Below are 20,450 nucleotides of genomic sequence, written 5' to 3'. Positions count from 1 at the left end.
TACAAAGTTCGCGCTACTGGTTGTCCAACCGCCTCTTGGTCAGTTTGGTTGGGATGTGTTCCATCGGCTTGTCGGGCCAGGGGTGGCGCGGGTAGCGGCCCTTCAAATCCTTGCGCACGTCGAAGTAGCCCTTTTCCCAAAAGCTGCGCAAGTCGCGCGTGACCTGCGCCGGGCGGCCCCCGGGCGAGAGCAGGTGCAGCAGCAGCGGCACCCGGCCCCCGGCCACGGTGGGCGTTTCCGTGAGGCCGAATAGCTCCTGGAGCTTCACGGCCAGCACGGGCGCGGCGGGCTCGGCGTAGTCGAGGGTAACGTGCGAGCCGCTGGGCACCTCCAGGGCGGCGGGGGCGAGGCGGTCGAGGGCCTGGCGCTGGGCCCAGCCGCCGGGCAGGCGGGCCAGCAGCGGCTCCGTCAGGTCGAGGCGCTGCACTTGGTCGAGGCTTTTGAGGCCGGCCAGGTGGGGCCCCAGCCACTGGGGCAGCTCGCGCAGCAGCGTGGCTTCGTCGGAAGCGGGCCAGCTAGTTGTTAGTTGCTCGTTGTCAGTTGTTAGGGCTTGGTCGCCGTCAGCGGCAGTGGGCCCCGGGAAGTGGTGGCGCAGAAACTCCAGCCGCTGCTGCACCTGCCGGGCCCCGGGCGTCCAGTGCAGTTTGCTCAGACCGGCTTCCTGCAAATACGCCGCTAGGGCCCCCGCCACCAGCGCCGCGTCGGGTTGGCCAATGACGGACTCGGCCAGGCGCAGGGCCCCCAGGCGGCGCACCCGGCGGCCGGTTACGCGCTGGGTGGCGGGGTCGTAACGCACCTCGTCGGTGGCCGTAATTTGCCCGGCAAAAGCAGTTTCCAGCTCCTCACGGCTCACGGGGGCGGCCAGGGTGGCGCGGGGCGCGGCGGCCGTGCCCGCCAGGTGGGCCACAGCGAAAAACTCGGCCTGCGGGTCTACGTCCTCGGTGCGCAGCTCCACGCGCTGGCCGGTGGCCAGGCGCAGGCGGCCGTCGGTTTCGCGCTGGGCCACGCGGTCGGGGTAGGCCAGGGCCGTGAGCAGGCCAACCGGTGAATGGGTGAATGATTGAATGGGTGAATGCCCTTTGGGGCCCTGGCGGCTTTGCAGGTGGCGGGCCACGTCGCGCACGCGCTGCAAGGTGGCCGGGTGCAGGGCCAGGCCAGGCAGCGGGGCCCGGCCGCTGGCCAGCGCTTCGAGGCGCAGGCGCAGGTCGGGCGGCAGCGGGCGCGGGTCGTTGGGCGTGGCCCAGCGCAGCAGGTCGCGCTCGGCCAGCAGGGCGGCCAGGGCGGCGGCGGCGGGGCCCTGGCCCAGCTCCTGGCCGCGCACCACGAGGTGGCCCAGGCGCGGCGGCAGCCCCAGCCGGGCCAGCTGCCGGCCGTGGGCGGTAGGCTTTAATTTTAAATTAAAAATTAAAAATTGAGAATTAAGAATTGGGTTTTTCGCGACCGGCTCAACAACGAAACTGGTTGTACTTGCTGGTTCGTTTTTAATTTTTAATTCTTCATTTTTAATTTCCTCCAGGGCCCCCAGGCGCACCAGCAGCTCCTGGGCTTGGGCGTAGGCCGCCGCGGGCGGCGCGTCGAGCCAGCGCAAATCGGCCGGGTTGGCGGTGCCCCACAGGGCCAGCTCCAGGGCCAGGGCGCTGAGGTCGGCGGCCTGGATTTCGGGGGCCCGGTGGGCGGGCAGCTGGTGGTGCTCGGCTTCGGTCCAAAGGCGGTAGCAGGTGCCGGGGGCCAGGCGGCCGGCGCGGCCCCGGCGCTGGTCGGCGGCGGCGCGGGCCACGGGCACGGTTTCGAGGGTGGTGAAGCCGGTGCGCGGCACGAAGCGCGGCACCCGGGCAAAGCCGCCGTCGACCACGATGCGCACGCCCTCGATGGTGAGGCTGGTTTCGGCGATGCTGGTGGCCAGGATGACCTTGCGCCGGCCGGCCCGCGCCGGGCGCAGGGCGGCGTCCTGCACCTCCAGCGGCAGTTCGCCGTGCAGCAGGTGCAGGTCGATGGCATCGGGCAGGTCGCCCAGGGCCCGGGCAACGCGCTGCAAATCGGCCACGCCGGGCAGAAACACCAGCACGTCGCCCTCCGCGTGGGCCCCCAGCGCGGCCCGCACCTGGGCCGGCACCAAGGCCGCCAGCCGCTCGCCGGGCCGGTTGGGCAGGGCGGCGGCCCGGCGCGGGTCGAGGTAGTGCGTGTCAATCGGAAACAAAAAACCGGCCGACGACACCACCGGCGCGGGCAGCCACTGCCCCAGCCGCTGGGCCTCCAGCGTGGCGCTCATGATGAGGATGCGCAGCTCGGGCCGCAGCACGGCCTGCGCATCCAGGGCCAGGGCCAGGCCGAGGTCGGCGTTCAGGCTGCGCTCGTGGAACTCGTCGAATACCACGCAGGCCACGCCCTCCAGGGCCGGGTCGTCTTGCAGCATCCGCGTCAGAATGCCTTCGGTAATGACCTCGACGCACGTGTCTTGGCTCACCTTGCTGTCGAGCCGCACGCGGTAGCCGACGGTGCGGCCCACGGGCTCGCCCAGCAGCTGGGCCAGGCGGGCGGCGGCCCCGCGCACGGCCAGCTGGCGCGGCTCCAGCACCAGGATTTTATCCCGGGGCCCCCGCCACGCGGCGGCCAGCAGCGCCAGCGGCACCACCGTGGTTTTGCCCGCGCCGGGCGGGGCCTCCAGCACCACGCGGGCGTGGGCCGCCAGGGCCTCGCGCAGCGCGGGTAGGGCCGCTACGATGGGCAAGTCGGGCAGCGGGGGCAGGCGGAAATCGTTGGGCATTGCCCCAAAATTACGCCCGCCGCGGGTACCGTTGGCCGCCGTGCCGGGGGCGGGCGGCGGTAACGAAAGGGTCAAATGTGCAGAATTCTGCCGTTCTGCTCGCGGTGCTCCCGGGTCAGGGCGGCGGGGCCGCTGTACTCGATAACGGCCTCATTCACCGATTCGGCGTCCAGCGAGCCGGCCACTGCCAGCCGCACCGCGCTGGCGCTGGCGGCAAACGCCGTGCATTGCCCGGCCTTGAAGCCTGGACTGCGGAAGCCGCTGCCCTCCGTGGCCCGCACGTTGACCACGGCCGCCGTGCCGGTGACGCTGGCGGTGGCGCCGCCCCGCAGCTTGATGTCGAGTGTATTGACCCGTACACTGCCGGCCAGGCGGGCCCCCGAAAGCAGGCGCACGGCCAGCGTGCCGGCGCCGGCCGGGAAGCTTTCCAGCGTTACGGCGGCTCCTTTGGCGGCGGTTAGTGCTTGCAGCTCGTGGGTCGAGACGTATACCTTGAACTCCTCCCGCGAACCCACTAAGCCGTGCCAGGCCGGGTCGCCCGAAGCGTCGAAGTACACTTTCAGGACGTTGCCGGCCACGACGGTTTTTATTTTGTCGCGCAAGCCCTGGGTAGAGGCATCCACTTGCAGGCGAGCAATTTGGCCGTCGCGCACGTAAACCTGAATTCCGTCCGTGACGTCGATGGCATCGAAGGTAGCAACGCTGCGCTCCTGGACGCGAGCCGCCGCGAGGGCGTTTTGGGCCCGGCCGTTGGGGCCCGCGAGCAGCGCCGCCGCCGCGAGGAAGAAAAGCTTTGTCATGGGTTGGTTGCCAGGGTGAAAACGACGCCGCACCGGACCTGCTGGTTCGCTGCCCGGCAGTGCACCAACGGGCCCGCAAAACAGTTATTGCGAGCATCTTAACCAACTGCCTGGGGCATCCCCGCCACACCGGTCTGTCACCGGGAACGTTGCTGGCAGCACTTGCCGACCCACTCAAACGGCCCGGCCCTACTACTGGGCTTGGTACTTCGTTTTTACAAAACGCAGGAAGTCGGGCGCGGCCTCGTCGGGGCCGGTGGCCTGGCGCTTCCACAGCGTCTCGACCAGCAGCAGCAGCAGCTGGGCTTCGAGCACGGGCTCGGCGTAGCCCAGCTGCTGAAAGGCGTGTTGCAGCAGGGCCGGCAGCGGCTGCAAAAACCGCTCGTACTGCTTGCGGGCAAATTCCACGTCCAGCAGCCGCGCCTGGAGCTTCCAGAACTCGGGCTCCTCGCTCACCAGCACCTGGGGCAGGTCAATCATCTTGTGCAGAAACAGGAGCGGATCGGCCTCGGCCAGCCGGCCCTTGATGTGCTCCACCACGCGCTGGTAGCCCGCGGTGATGATGGACGTGAGCAGGTTCTCCTTGGTGCCGAAATGCTTGAAGATGAGGGCTTCTGATACCCCCGCCGCCTTGGCCAGCAGCTGCGTGGACACCTGCTCGTAGCCCTTCTCAGCAAACAGGTGCAGGGCGGTTTGCGCAATAAGCTGCTTGCGGCTAACCAAAGGAGGCGTTTTCATAAACAAAAGCGTGGCGGAGGCACAAAATTAACGCCCGGCCGCCGGGGCACCCCGCCCGGGCCCGCGTTGCGCCCATTACACCCGCTCAATGATGACGGCGTAGCCCTGCCCCACGCCGATGCACATCGTGACGAGGGCGTAGCGCTTGCGCTGGCGGTGCAGCTCCAGGGCGGCGGTGTTCAGCAGGCGGGCCCCGCTCATGCCCAGGGGGTGGCCCAGGGCAATGGCCCCGCCGTTGGGGTTGAGGCGCGGGTCGTCGTCGGCCAGGCCCAGGGCCCGGGTGCAGGCCAGCGCCTGTGCGGCAAAGGCCTCGTTCAGCTCAATCAAGTCGATTTGGTCGAGCGTGAGGCCGGCTCTTTTGAGCGCCATTTGGGTGGCCGGCACGGGCCCGATGCCCATGATGCGGGGCTCGACGCCGGCCACGCCCATGCTCACAAAGCGGGCCCGGGGCGTGAGGCCGTGCTGCTTCAGGCCCTCCTCCGACGCCAGCAGCAGGGCGGCGGCCCCGTCGTTCAGCCCCGAGGCGTTGCCGGCCGTCACGGTGCCGCCGTTTTTGCGGAAGGCGGGGCGCAGCTTGGCCAGGCCCTCCAGGGTGGTGTTGGCTTTGATGAACTCGTCGTGCGCGAACAGCACGGGCTCGCCCTTGCGCTGCGGGATGGCCACGGGCACGATTTCCTGGGCCAGGCGGCCGCTGTCGCGCGCGGCCCCGGCCCGCTGGTGCGAGGCGTAGGCAAAGCGGTCCTGGTCTTCGCGGCTGATGTGGTCGCGGTCGGCCAGGTTTTCGGCGGTTTCGCCCATGGCGTCGGTGCCGTACAGCTCCTCCATCTTCGGGTTCACGAAGCGCCAGCCGAAGCTGGAATCGGCCATCTGCGAATCGCGCCCAAAGGCGGCGCTGGCCTTGGAAATTACCAGGGGCCCCCGGGTCATGTTCTCCACGCCGCCGGAAATGAACAGGTCGCCGTCGCCGCTCTGGATACCGCGGGCGGCGGCCATGCTCGCCGAGAGGCCGCTGGCGCAGAGGCGGTTCACGGTTTCGCCGGGCACGGTGTAGGGCAGGCCGGCCAGCAGCAGGGCCATGCGGGCCACGTTGCGGTTGTCTTCGCCGGCCTGGTTGGCGCAGCCCATAACCACGTCGGCCACGGCGGCCGGGTCGGCCGAGGGGTTGCGGGCCAGCAACTCGCGCAGCACCAGGGCCGCCAGGTCGTCGGGCCGCACGGTGGCCAGGGTGCCGCCAAAGTTGCCAATCGGCGTGCGAATGCCGTCCACGATAAATGCGTCTTTCATTGGGGTCAGTTAGTTAAGTAAGCTATTAGCCATTAGCTGTTAGCCATTTAGCTTTCAGTCCGTAAATCAGGCAATCACACAGCAATGATGCATAATTGATTTCGAGCAACTATTCGAGCAACTACTTGCAAGCTAGCGCAGTTTCTGGGTCAGTGTACCGATTGGCCGCTGTCGGTCCGCCGGCTTTTTCAGCCGGCCGACCGATTGCCGTCAGCAAGCCCCTACGCAATCGGTCGGCCGGCTGAAAAAGCCGGCGGACCGGGCCATATGCGGAGCTGAAAACTGCGCTAAAGAAGGCTATTGCAGGAGCCAGCCGGGTGTGGAGGCGCATCCTTGCGTCTCCATTGCGGAACGATGTCCGGGTGGGTCGTTCGATCCTGAAAAGCAAAGATGCGTCTCTACGGCATTTACGGGGCTTCTTCAGGCGCAGGCGCCGCGGCCGCGGGTGGGGCCCCGCCTTTCAGCCGCTTCATAAACTCGCCGAAGGCGGGCCGCAGCTCCGCGAACAGCGGGTGCTCGCGGTTCTTGAGCATCACTTCGCCGAACAGCTTCAGGCCGATGGCAAACTCCGTGGCCTGGCCCGGCGCGGTGAAAAGCTGCCGTGCTTCGAGCCGGTCGGCGATGTGGAGGATGTCGTCGTGGTTGTCGAAGTCCAGCTCCACGGGCGGGTGCGTGGGCTGGTCGGGGGCGGCGGGGGCCAAATGCTCGAGGCGCAGGCGGTACCGGTGGGCGCGTTTGGCCATTGGGGTATTTTTGGTCAATTAGAAAGTTAGAACGTCATATAGGTCCTTTACTTTTAAGCCTCCACTCCAACCACCTCCCCCAGCTTCTCCACAAACGGCGCGGCCGTTTTGGCCCGCACTTCCTCCAGGGTTGCACCGGGCATCAGCTCGATGAGCGTGAGCTGGCCGCCTTCGTAATTAAATACCGCTAAGTCGGTGATAATCAAATCGACTACGCCGTGGGCGGTGAAGGGCAGGGTGCAATCGGGGACGATTTTGCTGGTGCCGTCGGGGTCGGCGTGGGTGAGGGTGATGATGAGCTTGCGGGCCCCGGCGGCCAGGTCCATGGCGCCGCCCACGCCCAGCAGGGGCTTGCCGGGCACGGCCCAGTTGGCGAGGTTGGCGTGGCTGTCCACTTCGAGGCCGCCCATGATGGCCACGTCCACGTGCCCGCCCCGAATCATGCCGAACGAGTCGGCGCTGTCGAAATACGAGCTGCCGGGCAGGGCCGTGACGGGCATTTTGCCGGCGTTCACGGGGTAGTCGAGGGCCCCGCCGCCGTCGGTGGGCGCGGGGCCCACGCCCAGCATCCCGTTTTCGGTGTGCAGGATGATGCCGTCTTCGGGCCGGATGAGGTCGGCCACCAGCGTGGGAATGCCGATACCCAGGTTCACCACGTCGCCCTTTTGCAGCTCGGCAAAGGCGCGGGCGGCCATGTGCAGGCGGCCGGGGCTGGGGGCCCTACCCCCCCCGGTGCTGGCCGAGGTGCCCAGGTCGGCGAGCGTGACGGTGGCCTGCACCAGGAAATCGACGTAGCAGCCGGGGGTGTGGATGTGGTTGGGGTCGAGGGTGCCCACGGGCACGATTTCCTCCACTTCGGCCACCACCAAATCGGCGGCCGTAGCCATGGCGCGGTTGAAGTTTTGCTCGGTGAGGCGGTAGGTGAGGTTGCCGGCCGTATCGGCCCGCCAGGCCCGCACAAACGCCACGTTGCCCCGAATGCCTTCGATGAACACCTGCTCCTGACCTTTAAGCACCATCGTGGGCCGGCCTTCGGCGATGAGCGTGCCCGCTGAAGTGGGCGTGTAGAAGCCGCCGATGCCCGCGCCGCCGGCCCGCAGGGCCTCGGCCAGGGTGCCCTGGGGCAGCAGCTCATATTCCACCTGCCCGCTTTGGGCGGCCTTCACGGCATCGGGGTTGCTGGTGAAAAACGAGCCGACCATCTTGCGCAGCTGGCCGTTGCGGAGCAGCCGGCCGCCGCCCAGGCCCGGCTCGCCCACGTTGTTGCCCACGAAGGTGAGGCCCGTGGTGCCGGTTTCGGCCAGCGCGTTGAGCAGGTGCACGGGGTTGCCGGTCATGCCGAAGCCGCCGCCGAGCAGCACGTCGCCGTCTTTTACTTTGGCCGCGGCTTCGGCGGCCGTTATCTGGGGTACTTGCTTCATACAATGTGCGAAATAGGCTGCGGTTGGGGAGCGGCGGCGGCGCGCTGGGCGGCGAGGCCTACGTAGTTTTCGGCCACGACTTGCGAGGCCGCCGCGCTGGTAGTGAGCAGGTTGAAGCGCGAATCCTGCAAGTGCTGGTCGAAGGCCGACTTCTCGGGGTTGAGGTGCAGCAGCTCGGTCATGTAGTTTGAGAATTCCTGCACCCGCCACACCCGGCGCACGCAGGCGGCGGAGTAGTCGCGCAGGCCGGCCGCGTCGCCGGCCTGGTACCAGTCGCGCAGGGCCTCAAACAGCGTTTTAGTGTCGGCTACGGCCATGTTGAGGCCCTTGCCGCCGGTGGGGGGCACGATGTGGGCCGCGTCGCCGGCCAGAAACAGGCGCTCGTACTGCATGGGCTCGGTCACGAAAGAGCGCATGGGCGTGATGGTTTTTTCCAGAATCGGGCCTTCGTGCAGCGTCCAGCCGGGGGTGCCCAGGCGCAGGTGCAGCTCCTCCCAGATGCGGGCATCGGGCCAGTCTTCCAGGGTGTCGGTCACGGCGCACTGCACATAGAGGCGGCTGCGGGTGGGGCTGCGCATGGAATGGAGCGCAAAACCCCGCTCGTGGAAGGCGTAAATCAGCTCGTCGGTGCTGGGCGGCACCTCCGCGATGATGCCCAGCCAGCAGTAGGGGTACACCTTGTCGTAGGTTTTGAAGAAGCCCGCCGGGGCCGCCTGCCGGGCCACCCCGTGGAAGCCGTCGCAGCCGGCCACGAAGTCGCAGGCCAGCGTGCGGGCCGCGCCCTGGTGGGTGTAGTGGATGAGAGGGGCCCCGGTGTCCAGGCTGTCGATGGCGGTGACCTCGGCCTCGAACAGCAGCGGCAATTCCTGCTCCAGGCGCTGGGCGATGAGGTCTTTCACGACCTCGGTCTGGGCGTAAATCGTGATGCAGGCCCCGCCCGTGAGCTCGGCCAGGGCCACGCGGTGGCGGCGGCCGTTATAGTTCAGCAGCACCCCGTCGTGGATGAGGCCCTCGTGGTCGAGGCGGTCGGTGGCCCCGGCCTGGCGCAGCAGGTCCACGGTGCCTTGCTCCAGCAGGCCAGCCCGCTGGCGGGCCTCCACGCGGGCGCGGGGTCGGCTCTCGAACACCACGGCTTCGATGCCCTGGCGGTGCAGCAGCTGGGCCAGCAGCAGCCCGGCCGGCCCCCCGCCCACAATGCCCACCTGGGTGCGGACCGGAATTTCCTGGTTGTTATTCATAACGCAATCAGGGCTTATCGTTCAGGGAAGCAAAGACTTGCGCAGCGGCGTGGTAGGCCGCATTAGCCGCCGGCAGGCCGCAGTAGATGCCGCTTTGCAGCAGCACTTCCTTGATTTCGTCCACCGTCACGCCGTTATTGAGGGCGGCCCGCACGTGCATTTTGAACTCGTCTTCGCGGTTCAGGGCCACCAGCATGGCCAGGGTGATGAGGCTGCGCTCGCGGCGGGCCAGGCCCGGCCGGGTCCACACCTCGCCCCAGGCGTAGCGGGTGATGAAGTGCTGGAAGTCGCCGTTGAAGTCGGTGACGCCGGCCGTGGCGCGGTCCACGTGGGCATCGCCGAGCACCTGGCGGCGGACTGTCATGCCGGCGTCGTAGGTTTCGTCTGGGGTCATGGGTGGGATTTGTTAGTTTAGCAGATTAATCATTAGGCTGTCATGCTGAGCGCAACGAAGTGAAGTCGAACCATCTCTACTGCTTCGTTGCAAAGGCATTGTTTACTGCTGCGGTAGAGATGCTTCGGCTCCACTTCGTTGCGCTCAGCATGACGACCTTTGTATTTGTTTAATTAACTGGCTATCAATGCATAAAAAACCGCAGCAGGGCCCCGGTGAACATGGGCGCGGCCTCCACGTTGGCCAGGTGGGCGGCGGGTAGGGGCAGCATATGGGCGCGGGGGATGTGGGTTTCCAGGAATTCGCCGTCGGCCACGGTGGTTACGGCGTCTTCGGTGCCGGCCAGCACGTAAGTGGGCACCGCGATGCGGCGCACGTCCTGCCAGAAATCGGCGTCGCGCACGGCGGCGCAGCACGCCGCGTAGCCAGTTGGGGGCGTCGCTTTGAATGCATCGAGGATGCGCTGCACGGCCGCGGGCTGCGCCTGCCGGAACTTCGGCGTGAACCAGCGGCTGGCCGTGGCGTCGGTTAGGGGCCCTACCCCCTCCTTTTCCACCTGCGCGATGCGGGCATTCCAGCCCTCGGCGGTGCCAATTTTGGCGGCCGTGTTGCTGAGCACCAGCTTGATGAGTCGCTCCGGGGCGTTGGCCCCCAGCCACTGGCCCACCAACCCGCCCAGCGAGAGGCCGCAGAAATGGGCCTGCCCGATGCCCAGCCCGTCGAGCAGCGCCAGCACGTCGCGGCCCAGCAGCTCCACTGAGTACGGCCCCGGTGTAACGGCGCTTTGGCCGTGGCCCCGGCCATCGTAGCGCAGCACCCGGAAGTGCTGGCTGAGGGCCGGCACCTGCGCATCCCACAGCGTATGGTCGGTGCCCAGCGAGTTGGACAGCACGAGCACCGGCGCAGCTTCGGGGCCGTCCAGGGTATAGAATAAAGGACCGTCGGGCAGGGGGAGCAGGGGCATCTGAAAGCGTTAAATAGAAGCGGCGGAAGCGTGAAAACGGGCCAGCACCTGGTCGGTAAAATACTGGCTGAGGCCGGTAGCGTGGGCCGGGTCGAAGAGGACCGACAGCGCCATATTGTTCAGGTGTTGAGTTACTTGCGGCTGTTGGCGGAGGTAGGCTTGCAGGGCCAGGCCCTGGCGCGGGGCCTCGCGGCTGGCGGTTTCGATGAGCTGGTGGGCGGCCGTTTTGCCCAGATGCGGCATGAGGGCGGCCGTGACGTCTTCGGCGAAAATCAGGCCCTGGGTCAGGTCCAGGTTGTGGCGCATCCGGTCGGCATCCACTTCCAGCCCTCTTACCAGGTCGGTGGCGTGCGTGAGGGCGGCGGCCACCAGGCTGCACAGCGCGGGCAGGGTGTCCCATTCGGCGTGCCAGGCCCCGGCGGCCCGCTCATGCTCGTGCTGGGGCAAGGCCGCCAGCAGCTGGCCCACCAGCGCCGGCGTGCGCCCCGCAATGGCCACCAAAAAGGTGGCCGCCACCGGGTTGCGCTTGTGCGGCATGGCCGACGAGCCGCCCTTGCCGGCGGCCGCCGACTCGCGCACCTCGCCCACCTCGGTTTGCATGAGCAGCACCACGTCGTGGCCCAGCTTGCCCAAGGTGCCGGCCACGATGCCCAGCGCGGCAGCCAGCTCCACCAGCCGGTCGCGCTGCCCATGCCAGGGCACTAGCGGCGCGGCGAGCTGCAGCTCGCTGGCCAGGTGAGCGGCCACGGCCGGGCCCTGCTCACCCAAGGTTGCCAGCGTGCCCACCGCCCCGCCAAATTGCAGCACCAGCGCCTCGGCCCGCAGCCGGGCCAGCCGCTCGCGTGCCCGCAGCAGCGCGTCGAGCCAGCCGGCCACTTTGTAGCCGAAGGTGATGGGCCGGGCCTGTTGCAGCAGGGTGCGGCCCATCATCAGGGTATCGCGGTGGGCGGTGGCCAGCGTGGCCAGGGCCCCCAGCAACTCGTTCAGTTGGCCGTCGATAAAGGCCAGAGCGCTTTGCAGTTGCAGCATCAGCGCGGTATCAAGCACGTCCTGGCTGGTGGCCCCGAAGTGGACGTATTTGGCCGCTTCGGCATCGTGCTGCGCCACGCGTTGCGTAAGCATCTTTACCAGCGGAATGGCCGGGTTGCCGGCCAATAGCGTTTGCCGGGCCAGGGCTGCCACGTCCCAATCCGGCTGCTGGCATTCGGCGGCAATGACCGCCGCCGCCGCCGCTGGCAGCAGGCCCACCGCCGCCTCGGCCTGCGCCAATGCTTGCTCAAACCGCAGCATGGCCCGCACCTGCGCCTCAGCCGTGAACAGGCCTTCTATGGTGGCGTTGGTGAAGAGGAGGTGGGAAAGTCCAGGCATGGGTGGATGGGATAATCGGCCTAGCGGGAACCTCACCCCCTAGCCCCCTCTCCAAAAAAGAGGGGGGACTAATTTTTTAGCCTTAGTTTTTAGAATTAGGGCTAGTTCCCCCCTCTTTTTTGGAGAGGGGGCTAGGGGGTGAGGTTGACGTGGAGGTCGTTACTATTTACAAATCAAAAAACACGGTTTCGCCTTCGCCCTGCAACCGAATATCAAAATGATAGCTGGGCCGGCTGAGGCCCGCTACAGCCTGCGCCAGCAGCGTTTCGCGGCGCTCGGGCGGCACGGCGTTCAGCAGCTCGTCGTGGGCGTTGGCGGCGGTTTCATCCGAGAAATAAAGCCGCGTGTGCAGGGCCCGCAGCGAGCCGCGCATGAACAGCGTCACGTTGATGTGCGGGGCCTGCCCGGCGGCCGGGGCCCCCGGCTTGATGGTTTCGAACTGGAACCGGGCCCCCGCCTGGGTGCCCGTGCCTACCCGGCCAAAGCCCGTGAACTCGCTGCCGTCGTCGTCTTTCGGGCTGAGGGGCGCGGTGCGGTAGTGGCCCTGCGCATCGGCCTGCCACAGCTCCACCACGGCATCGGGCACGGGCGTGCCCTGGCCATCCAGCACGCGGCCGGTGAGGAGGATGTGCTCGCCGGGCGTGGCGGGGCCGAGCAGGGCGTGGTGCACGATGCTGTCGTAGGGGTAGCCGTACTGCGCGGCCGTGAGGCTGTAGGCGAAGAAGGGCCCCACGGTTTGCGAGGGGGTTTGGCGGAGGCGCTCCATTATTCGAACGGGGTTTGGTGGCGGCCGCTCAGCACGATGTCGAACTGGTAGGCCAGGGCAAATTCGGCCTCCGTCCAGTCCATGCGGAACTTGGCAATGAGCAACTCGCGGGCGTGCCGGGGCACCGATTGGAAGATGGGGTCGAACTCGAACAGCGGGTCGCCGGGGAAGTACATCTGCGTCACCAAGCGCTGCTGCAGCTGGTGGCCCAGCACCGAAAAGTGGATGTGGTTGGGCCGCCAGGCGTTGTAGTGGTTGCCCCAGGGGTAGGCCCCCGGCTTGATGGTGTAGAACGAATACCGCCCTTCCTTATCGGTGAGCACGCGCCCGCCGCCCAGAAAATTGGGGTCGAGCGGCGCATCGTGGATTTCGGCGCGGTGCACGTAGCGCCCGGCGGCGTTGGCCTGCCAGATTTCGAGCAGCACGTTGGGCAGCGGCCGGCCGCTCTCGTCCAGCACCCGCCCCATCACCTTGATGCGCTCGCCGATGGGCTCGCCGTTCACGCGGGCGTTCTTGGTCAGGTCGTTATCATACTTTTGCAGCACCGACTCGCCGAATACTGGCAGGCTCAGGTCCTTTATCAGCTCGCGCACCGGCATTAGCGGCCGGGTAGGGCTGCGCAAAATGGTCGACTTGTACTCTGGGTACAGGTGCGGGGGCTGGGTGTCAAAATTCAGGGGTTCCATGGCAGCCTTACGTTGTTAGCACCTGTGGGACGGTGCGCAGCAAAAGTAGCCGCCATCGATTGCGGAGGCCTTAGAGATATTCGCCAAGTTGTTGGATAAATCAAACCTATCTTCGTCTGCTCGCCGGGGAGTAGCGCGGGCCTCGCGCCGACAACGCTGCTCCGCTCATTGCCGGGGAGTTGCTTGCGCCGCCCCCCGCTGCCGCCCGCCCGCTGTCATCCCATTTGCCCCATGCCCACCATCCTCAACTTCAACGGCCTGTACGGCGACAGCGGCCCGGCCGTGCTGCCCGACTTCGTGCACTGCGAGTCGCTCGAAATCCGTAGCCAGCAGTACGATTGGGCCATTCCGACGCACGTGCACGCCTATTTGTTTCAGGTGTTTTGCATTGAGGAAGGGGCGGGACAGCTGCTGGTGGAGCAGCGGAAAATGGCCTTCACCGGGCCGTGCTTTTTGGTCATTCCCGAAAATACCTTACACGGGTTTGCCTTCGCGGCCGGGGCGCAGGGCACCGTCCTCACCCTGTCCGCGTCCTACGTTGAAAAGCTGTTCGGCACGTCGTCGCCCGTTCGGCGCGAGTTGGACAGTTTGCACATCCTGCCCGCCGCCAACGACCCAGTCCTGTTCGCCGACGGCCTGCAAGCCGTCGACAAAATTCGGGCGGAGCTGTTCGGGGGCCTACCCGAGCGCGAGGCAATGGTGCAGGCGCTGTTTACCGTGCTCTTCACCACGGTTTTCCGCTTGGCCTACCAGCACAGCGCGCACGGCCTGGTGCAGCAGCACCGCAGCCTGGCCCTGTTCCAGGCGTTTCTGAAGCGCATCCGGGAAGCCCGCCGGCCCCAGAAAACCATCGCCGCCTACGCCGCCGAGCTGAGCATCACGCCCGTGCACCTGAACCGGGTGTGCCAGGCGGTGGCCCAAAAAACGGCGGTGCGGGTGGTGCAGGGCTACTTCGTGGCCGAGGCCCAAAACTACCTGGCGCACACCTCGCTCAGCATTTCGGAAGTGGCCTACGCGCTCAATTTCGAAGACCCCGCCTACTTTTCCCGGCTTTTCCGGCAGCACACCGGCCAGGCCCCCACGCAGTTTCGGCAGGCGCGCGGGGCCGCGCCGGTCGGGTTGCGGTAGTCCTCGCTCACCGGGCTGCTTGGCCGTTTCAAGCAGGGGCTAGGCCACGGCCAGGCCGCCCAGCCGGGCGGCGCGCCGGCTGGCCACCAGCGACGAAAAGAAGCCAACTGCCGCCCCCACCACGGCCGCAATCCCCACCACCAGGCCCCGGCTTAGCTGCGCGTTTTCGGCAGAAAATTGCACGGCCAAAATGCTAATCAGCGCCGGCACGGCGAACAGCAGGCCTATCCCTACCCCCTCGCCCAGGGCCCTGGCGAACCAGCGCGTGGCGGGGGGTAGGGGCGGCAACAGCAAGCCGGCCTTGCGCTGGGCCGTCATCACGCCGAACGTGACGAGGGTGGTTATCAGCGCCGACATGAACACGCCCGGCACCAGTACCGAGAGCAGGTTGGGCGTGGGGCCCTTGAGGTTGACCAGCGGGCTGCCGAGCAGCAGCGCCCCCGGAATGACCGTGTTGGCCACCAGGTTGCCGATGGTCGACTTCAGGGCGTTGGCCCGGATGAACTGCTTCATAGCAAGAGCGTTGGCCAATTAGCCGATGATAATTTTCTCGCGGGTATAGAGGAAAAACGACTGCGAGAAGTCGATGAGCGGGGCTTCGCCGCCGGCCTGCTGCATCAATGCGGCCTCGTAGGCGCGGAAATGCGGCAGCGCGGCTTCGTCGTCAAGCCAGAGGCTGGCGATGCCCTCGTAGCTCAGGCTGGCGCCGGCTCCGAAGTGCTGGGTAGCGGGCCCCGGCAGCGGCAGCGCCCGGCTTTGCACGTAGCGGCGCAGGGCCCCGGCCACGGCTGGCTCGGCCGCCAGCACGGCGGCGTGGGCGGCGGCCCAGCGCGCGTGGAAGTCGTCGTCGCTGATGCCCTCGGCTTTTTTGAGGTAGTGCAGTACCTTCACCTGGCCCGCGCCGGGACTGGGCACGGGCAGTTCGGTTTCCACCGTTAGCAGGTTGAGGATGACGCTGGGAAAGTCGTTGAAATTCCGGCCATCCGGCCGCACCACGTTCTTCACGTAGTCCGATTCGCCGTTGGCCTTCATGGCCTGGGGCGAGTCGAAGTACAATTCCGTTACGAAGTCGCGCCCGAAATTCTGCTGGTACGCCGGGTCGGTTTTGGTGCCAAAGGCGGCGTCAAATACGTGGCTTTGCACGTAGCGGGACACGCCGGGCGGGCCCTGGCGAGCAATATCGCCGTGCACATGCTCCACGTAGTCGAGGCATTCCTGGTGGGTTTGGCCGGGGCGGCGGCGCACGGCCACCATTTGCTTTATCATAGGGGAAGGTGTTTTTAATTGATTAAATTCTCAAGAACGTCATGCTGAGCTTGTCGAAGCATCTCTACCGCTTCGTTGCCTCGATTGGATTACTGCTGCGAGCGAGATGCTTCGACAAGCTCAGCATGACGTTCTTTTTACGCCGACACCGCCGCTTCCTCTGGGGCGCGGGCGGCTACTAGTTTCAGGGCGTTTTCGCCGGCGATGCGGCCGGTGTTCACCGCGAAGCCCATCGAGTTGCCGGGCATGATGAATACGTAGCTGTCGCCGTAGATGGCGCAGGCGTCGGTGCCGGCCGCAAACAGGCCCGGAATCGGCCGCCAGTCGGTGCCGATGACCTCGGTTTTGTGGTTGATTTTGATGCCGCCTGTGCTGCCGTAGGCGCTGGGGTAGTGGCGGGCCGCATAATATTTGGGGCCCTCGATGGGCCGCAGGTAGGCGTGGTCTTTGTTGAACAGCTCGTCGTAGCCGCGGGCGCAGCTGGCGTTGTAAACCGCCACCGTGTCGCGCAGCCCGGCGGGGTCGATGCCGGTTTGGGCCGCCAAGTCTTCGAGCGAGTCGGCCACGAAAAAGTGGGGGTAGTCCTTGGCCAGCAGGCCGGCAATGGCCGCCTCGGGGTTGTCGAGCTTCGTGACCGGGAACACCCGGTTGCGGAAGTCGAAATCCACGGCCATTTGGGCCAGAATAGCCGAGTCGAAAATCAGCAGCCCGGTCCGGTCCTTTTGCCGAGCTAGGGCGTTGGCCGTGAAGGTGACGTTGGGCATAATGGCTTCATTCACAAACCGTTCGCCCAGGAGGTTTACGAACAAATGCGGTTGGCGGCAGGCCTCGTGCAGCGGCGGCGGAATGCTCAGGTTGTCGGGCATGCCGTAAATCATTTCCATGCTCATCTCGGTGGCGGCCGCGCCGGCCTCCCAGGCCATGCGGATGCCGTCGCCGGTGATGCCGGGGATGCGGAACGGGAACATGTCTTGGCCCAGGGTGTAGCCGGCGTATTCCTGCACCATGGCCGGGCTGTTGCCGAAGCCGCCGGTGGCGATGATGACGGCCGCCGCGTGGGCCTCAATGTCTTCGCCGTCTTTGTTTTGAGCCAATACGCCCACCACCCGCTCGCCGTCTTTTACGATGCGGCGCACGGGCGTTTCGAGCAGGATTTGCACGCCCAGGGCCCGCGCCTGCTCGGCCAGGATGCCCGTCATGGTGCCCGCCGCGCCGGGGCCCGCCACGCCGGAGGGCGGCTTCACCAGGTGCCAGGTGGGGTAGGCGCTCGGGAAGTACGAGGCCGGCTCCAGAAACTCCACGCCCAGCGCCTCCAGCCAGTGAATGGTGTCGCCCGATTTGTTGAGGTAGGCCCGCACCAGCTGCGCATCGACCCGCCAGTGGGTGTAGTCCATGAACACCTCAAAGGCCTTGTCCTTAGTAGGTTGGAACTGCCGTAGCCGGGTGTGGCGGCTCTCGATGCCCAGGGGCCCCATGCCCCGGTTGGCCGTGCCGCCGGTGATGGCTTCCTTCTCAAAAACCAGCACCGAGGCCCCGCCCTGCGCCGCCGCGATGGCCGCGCACAGGCCCGCCGCGCCGCCGGCAATGACAATTACGTCTGCTTGGAGAGTTTGCATAGGGGTAGATGAATTTATGAGCATTCTGGCCGGGAAAGCGGCGCTTACGCAGCGCCTCACCCCTAGCCCCTCTCCGAAAAGGAGAGGGGAACTAGCTTCTAGTTATAGTTTGTAAAAAATTGGAAATCACTAAACTAGAATTAGAACTAAAAGCTAGTCCCCCTCTCCTTTTCGGAGAGGGGCTAGGGGTGAGGCGCACGCCAGGGCAGCTACCTAAAACTTATACACCGCCGACAAAAAGTACGCCCGCGGCTGAATGGGCACGATGCTGTGCACGGCATTCGGGTTGGCCTGCACCTGCGCTTTGGTCAGGTTTTGGGGGCTGAACGACTCCAGGATGCTGCCCGGCGACGACGAGCCCATGATGCCCAGCACGTCGAAGATGTTGTTGACGTTCAGGGCCATCGAGATTTTTTTGGTGAAGCTGTAGCCGGCCGCGGCGTCGAACTGGCTGAAGGCGGGCAGGTAGTAGGCGTTGCCCTGGTTGGCCTGGCGGTCGCCGAGGTATTTCCACTGCACCAAGGCGTAGAACTTGCCTACCGAGTAGGTGGGGGTCAGGGTGATGATGACGCTGGGGTTGTTTTCGGCCTTGTTGCCGCTGTAGTCCACCACCACGTCGTCGGCGCGGCCGTTACCGCCCACGTTGTAGGTTTTCCAGGTCGGGTACTTGGCGCTCTGCACCGTCACGGCACCCCGAATATTGAGGCTGCGGAAGGGCGTGTAGTCGCCTTCCAGCTCTACCCCAAAGGTTTGCACCTTGTTGTAGAAAATGGGCGTGTAGTAGAGCTGGTTGTTCTCGTCGTTGGCCAGCGTGGTAGTGCCCACGTTGCTGAGCAGGCTGTAGAAGGGCGTCAGGGCCAGGCTCAACGCGTTGGTTTTCACCTTATAGCCCAGCTCCACCTGGTTGATGTTCTGGTTTTGCGGGTCGTTGCCGTTGGCGATGTCGCCGGTCTGGTAGGTTTGGTAGAACGACAAATCCGGCGACTTCTGCCCGCGGGTGTAGCGCACGTACACGGCGTTGCGGTCGTTGATTTTGTAGTTCAGGCCCGCCGAGTACGAGAAGGTGTTCAGCTGCTTGTTGAAGGCCACGTTGTTCTGGCCCAGCACCCCGTAGTAGTTGTCGTAGATGGTGAGCGGGTTGCCGTCAATGCCCCCAAAATTCGGGTCGCCGGTGGGGTTGGCCGGCACGGTGCGGAAGTTGGTGCCCTTGAGGCTGATGTGCTCGAAGCGCACGCCGTAGTCGAGGCTCAGCTGCTCGCCGAAGTTGAGCGTGTTGCCCAGGAAGCCGGCAATTTGGTTGTTCTGGTAGTCGTAGTTGCCGTAGCCAAACGAGCCGCCCAGCTTGAGGTAGCCCGTGCCCGGCTGCGACACCTGGTACACGGGGCCTACCCCCGGCCCCGGCCCGCCCATCGGCCCGCCCGTGTGCTGAAACGTCACGTCCACCAAATCGGCGCGGCTACCAATTTGAGAAAGGCCCAGCACCGCGCCCAGCATCTCGGGGGCGCCCACGATGTGGCTGCTGCTGAAGAAGATGCCCCCGTTGATGCTGCCGTTGGCCAGGCGCTTGCTCAGCGTGAGCTGGTCCACGAACTCGTCGAGCTTGGTCTGGCTCTTCAGCGAGCCGCTGTAGCGCAGGGCGTTAGGCACGGGTCCGTTCAGGGTCGAGTTCAGCACCGTGCTCGTGGGCATCAGCGTGCCGGCCGGGGCCCCCGGTACCTGCGCAAATCCCTGCTGCACCTGGGCCAGCACTGCGCCGGTGCTGCGGTCGCGGTAGGTCACCAGGCCCGGCCCCAGGTTCAGCGAGCCCGTAAACACGCCCGTCACGAAGTCGTTGAGGTAGGTGAAATTGGTGGCGATGTTGGTGTCGATGTCCAGGTTTTTGCGGCTGTACTTGCCGTTATTGGTCAGCGTCCAGGTGTCGCTCAGGTCGTAGTTAAAGCTCAGGCCGGCCGTGAAGTCGCGGGAGTGCGCCAGGTTAGTGGGGTCGAAGGTGATGAGGTTGGTGGCCGAGCCGTTGGGTATCTGGGTGCTCACGCCGTTGAGCAGGTAGGAGTCGGTTTTTTCCACGCCGGGGGCCAGCCGGATGTCGTTGTTGAAGCCCTGGCCCACCAGTGGCACCGTCACGCCGTTGTGGTCGTCCAGGTACTTGGCGTAGAAGCGGATGGAGCCCTTTTCGGAGGCCTTGGTAATATTAAATTTGAATTGGCCGCCCTCGTTGAAGGGGTAGCCCGCGTAGCGCGCCCCGTTGGCGTAGCGGTAGAAGCCGCCTACGTTGTAGCTCAGGCCCTTATCGCCGATTTTGTCGCCGTAGTTCACGTCGGCGCGGTAGTAGGGCTGCTTGCCGTTGCCCTCCAGGCCGTAGCGCAGGCGCACCTCGTTCTGGCCCTCGGTCACGCCGGTCTTGGTCAAAAAGTTGAAGATGCCGCCCGGCGCGTTGGCGCTCGTAATGCTGGAGGTGCCGCCCCGCACCGCCTCCAGGCGCTGAATGGTGGCGTCGTTGCGAAAGAAGTAGTCGGACGAAATCGTGCCGCTCGACACCGCTGTCACCGGCAGGCCGTCTTCTTGCAGCGACACGTAGTAGTAGCCGTTGGTGGGGTCGGCCAGCGAGCCCACCGAGTTGGCCGACACCCCGCGCGAGTACACCACGTTGTGCACCTCGCCGGCCGACGTGTTCACGTACACGCCCGGCACGTTCTTGAGCAGGTCGGCCGCGCTCTGGGGCACCAGCCGGTCTATCTGCTTGGCGTTCAGGGTCGAAATGGCCACCGACGATTCCATGCGCGTCCGCTTGTCGAACACGCCGGTCACGATAACCTCGTCCAGGCTCTTGGTGTCTTCCTGGAGCGTCATGGCCACGTTTTCGGCCCCCGGCACCGTTACGCGCTTGGTTTGCGACAAGGCCCCCACGTAGGACACGCGCAGCGTGTAGCTGCCGTTGGGCACGTTGTTAATCAAAAACGTGCCGTCGGCGTTGGTCGATGCCCCGGCCTTGGTTTCTTCCACCACCACCGTGGCCCCGATTTGGGGGCCGCCTTTGGTGTCGGTTATTTTGCCCGCAATCCGGCCGGATTGGGCGAAGGCCAGCGGCGCGGCCAGCCCCAGTAGCACCAGCGTGGCAAAGAGGTGGCGCACGAAAATTCGTAGGTGGGAGTTCATGGGCTTAAGGAATTAGGATGGGAAAAAGCGGGGCCGGGTAGTGGTTGGTTAGTAGACGGGGAAGGCTGAGTTTATTATCAAAATATTGATTGTCAGTATTTTATAATTAAACTAAGGC

At 65.9% G+C, this 20,450-nt stretch carries 17 protein-coding genes; 1 reads left to right on the top strand and 16 read right to left on the bottom strand.

Annotated features, from left to right (window positions below; all coding sequences use genetic code 11):
* Positions 1-13 precede the first annotated feature (13 nt).
* The 12 genes from hrpB to pcaH form a co-directional block, all read right to left on the bottom strand.
* Entirely contained in the window at positions 14-2,764 is a 2,751-nt protein-coding gene (hrpB, locus tag HNP98_RS22050; RefSeq protein ID WP_173811603.1) for an ATP-dependent helicase HrpB, read from the bottom strand.
* Between the two features lie 71 nt (positions 2,765-2,835).
* Positions 2,836-3,564 (bottom strand): GIN domain-containing protein, encoded by a 729-nt coding sequence (locus HNP98_RS18165; RefSeq protein WP_173811602.1) that lies wholly within the window; start codon positions 3,562-3,564, stop codon positions 2,836-2,838.
* 192 nt (positions 3,565-3,756) lie between these two features.
* A complete protein-coding gene (locus tag HNP98_RS18160; RefSeq protein WP_173811601.1) occupies positions 3,757-4,302 on the bottom strand; it encodes a TetR/AcrR family transcriptional regulator in 546 nt (181 codons plus the stop codon).
* A gap of 75 nt (positions 4,303-4,377) precedes the next feature.
* Positions 4,378-5,586, bottom strand: a complete 1,209-nt coding sequence (pcaF, locus tag HNP98_RS18155; protein ID WP_173811600.1) for a 3-oxoadipyl-CoA thiolase — start codon at positions 5,584-5,586, stop codon at positions 4,378-4,380.
* Positions 5,587-5,993: 407 nt separating this feature from the next.
* Positions 5,994-6,329 carry a DUF3861 domain-containing protein gene (locus HNP98_RS18150; protein ID WP_173811599.1) on the bottom strand — a complete coding sequence of 112 codons (336 nt, stop codon included), beginning with the start codon at positions 6,327-6,329 and terminating at the stop codon, positions 5,994-5,996.
* A gap of 53 nt (positions 6,330-6,382) precedes the next feature.
* Positions 6,383-7,750: a 3-oxoacid CoA-transferase gene (locus tag HNP98_RS18145; protein WP_173811598.1), complete on the bottom strand. Its 1,368-nt coding sequence runs from the start codon at positions 7,748-7,750 to the stop codon at positions 6,383-6,385.
* The gene (locus HNP98_RS18140; RefSeq protein ID WP_173811597.1) at positions 7,747-8,988 is read right to left on the bottom strand and encodes a 4-hydroxybenzoate 3-monooxygenase; all 1,242 of its coding nucleotides are present in this window, start codon (positions 8,986-8,988) and stop codon (positions 7,747-7,749) included. The genes HNP98_RS18145 and HNP98_RS18140 overlap by 4 nt, the downstream gene beginning before the upstream one ends.
* 7 nt (positions 8,989-8,995) lie before the next feature.
* The gene (gene pcaC / locus HNP98_RS18135; RefSeq protein ID WP_173811596.1) at positions 8,996-9,382 is read right to left on the bottom strand and encodes a 4-carboxymuconolactone decarboxylase; all 387 of its coding nucleotides are present in this window, start codon (positions 9,380-9,382) and stop codon (positions 8,996-8,998) included.
* Between the two features lie 184 nt (positions 9,383-9,566).
* The gene (gene pcaD, locus HNP98_RS18130; protein WP_173811595.1) at positions 9,567-10,346 is read right to left on the bottom strand and encodes a 3-oxoadipate enol-lactonase; all 780 of its coding nucleotides are present in this window, start codon (positions 10,344-10,346) and stop codon (positions 9,567-9,569) included.
* 9 nt (positions 10,347-10,355) lie between these two features.
* Positions 10,356-11,714 (bottom strand): 3-carboxy-cis,cis-muconate cycloisomerase, encoded by a 1,359-nt coding sequence (gene pcaB / locus HNP98_RS18125; protein ID WP_173811594.1) that lies wholly within the window; start codon positions 11,712-11,714, stop codon positions 10,356-10,358.
* Positions 11,715-11,880: 166 nt separating this feature from the next.
* Positions 11,881-12,480 (bottom strand): protocatechuate 3,4-dioxygenase subunit alpha, encoded by a 600-nt coding sequence (gene pcaG, locus HNP98_RS18120; protein WP_173811593.1) that lies wholly within the window; start codon positions 12,478-12,480, stop codon positions 11,881-11,883.
* Positions 12,480-13,166: a protocatechuate 3,4-dioxygenase subunit beta gene (gene pcaH / locus HNP98_RS18115; protein WP_173811592.1), complete on the bottom strand. Its 687-nt coding sequence runs from the start codon at positions 13,164-13,166 to the stop codon at positions 12,480-12,482. Before pcaH ends, pcaG begins: the two co-directional genes overlap by 1 nt.
* Positions 13,167-13,397: 231 nt before the next feature.
* Here pcaH and HNP98_RS18110 point away from each other — a divergent pair, with 231 nt between their 5' ends.
* On the top strand, positions 13,398-14,294 hold the full coding sequence (locus tag HNP98_RS18110; RefSeq protein ID WP_173811591.1) for a helix-turn-helix domain-containing protein: 897 nt from the start codon (positions 13,398-13,400) through the stop codon (positions 14,292-14,294).
* A gap of 39 nt (positions 14,295-14,333) precedes the next feature.
* On the opposite strand, the gene HNP98_RS18105 is transcribed toward HNP98_RS18110, so the two are convergent.
* From HNP98_RS18105 to HNP98_RS18090, 4 genes are all read right to left on the bottom strand, one after another.
* Entirely contained in the window at positions 14,334-14,807 is a 474-nt protein-coding gene (locus HNP98_RS18105) for a hypothetical protein (protein WP_173811590.1), read from the bottom strand.
* A gap of 18 nt (positions 14,808-14,825) precedes the next feature.
* Positions 14,826-15,560 carry an EthD domain-containing protein gene (locus HNP98_RS18100; RefSeq protein WP_173811589.1) on the bottom strand — a complete coding sequence of 245 codons (735 nt, stop codon included), beginning with the start codon at positions 15,558-15,560 and terminating at the stop codon, positions 14,826-14,828.
* A gap of 137 nt (positions 15,561-15,697) precedes the next feature.
* Positions 15,698-17,176, bottom strand: coding sequence for an FAD-dependent oxidoreductase (locus HNP98_RS18095; RefSeq protein WP_173811588.1), 1,479 nt, complete (start codon positions 17,174-17,176; stop codon positions 15,698-15,700).
* A 213-nt stretch (positions 17,177-17,389) separates the two neighbouring features.
* The gene (locus HNP98_RS18090; protein WP_173811587.1) at positions 17,390-20,332 is read right to left on the bottom strand and encodes a TonB-dependent receptor; all 2,943 of its coding nucleotides are present in this window, start codon (positions 20,330-20,332) and stop codon (positions 17,390-17,392) included.
* Positions 20,333-20,450 lie beyond the last annotated feature (118 nt).

Origin of the sequence: Hymenobacter caeli (assembly GCF_013294115.1) — a bacterium.
GTDB classification, from domain to species: domain Bacteria; phylum Bacteroidota; class Bacteroidia; order Cytophagales; family Hymenobacteraceae; genus Hymenobacter; species Hymenobacter caeli.
The sequence above is the reverse complement of the archived record's forward strand: the minus strand, read 5'-3'. Positions and strand labels throughout refer to the sequence as shown.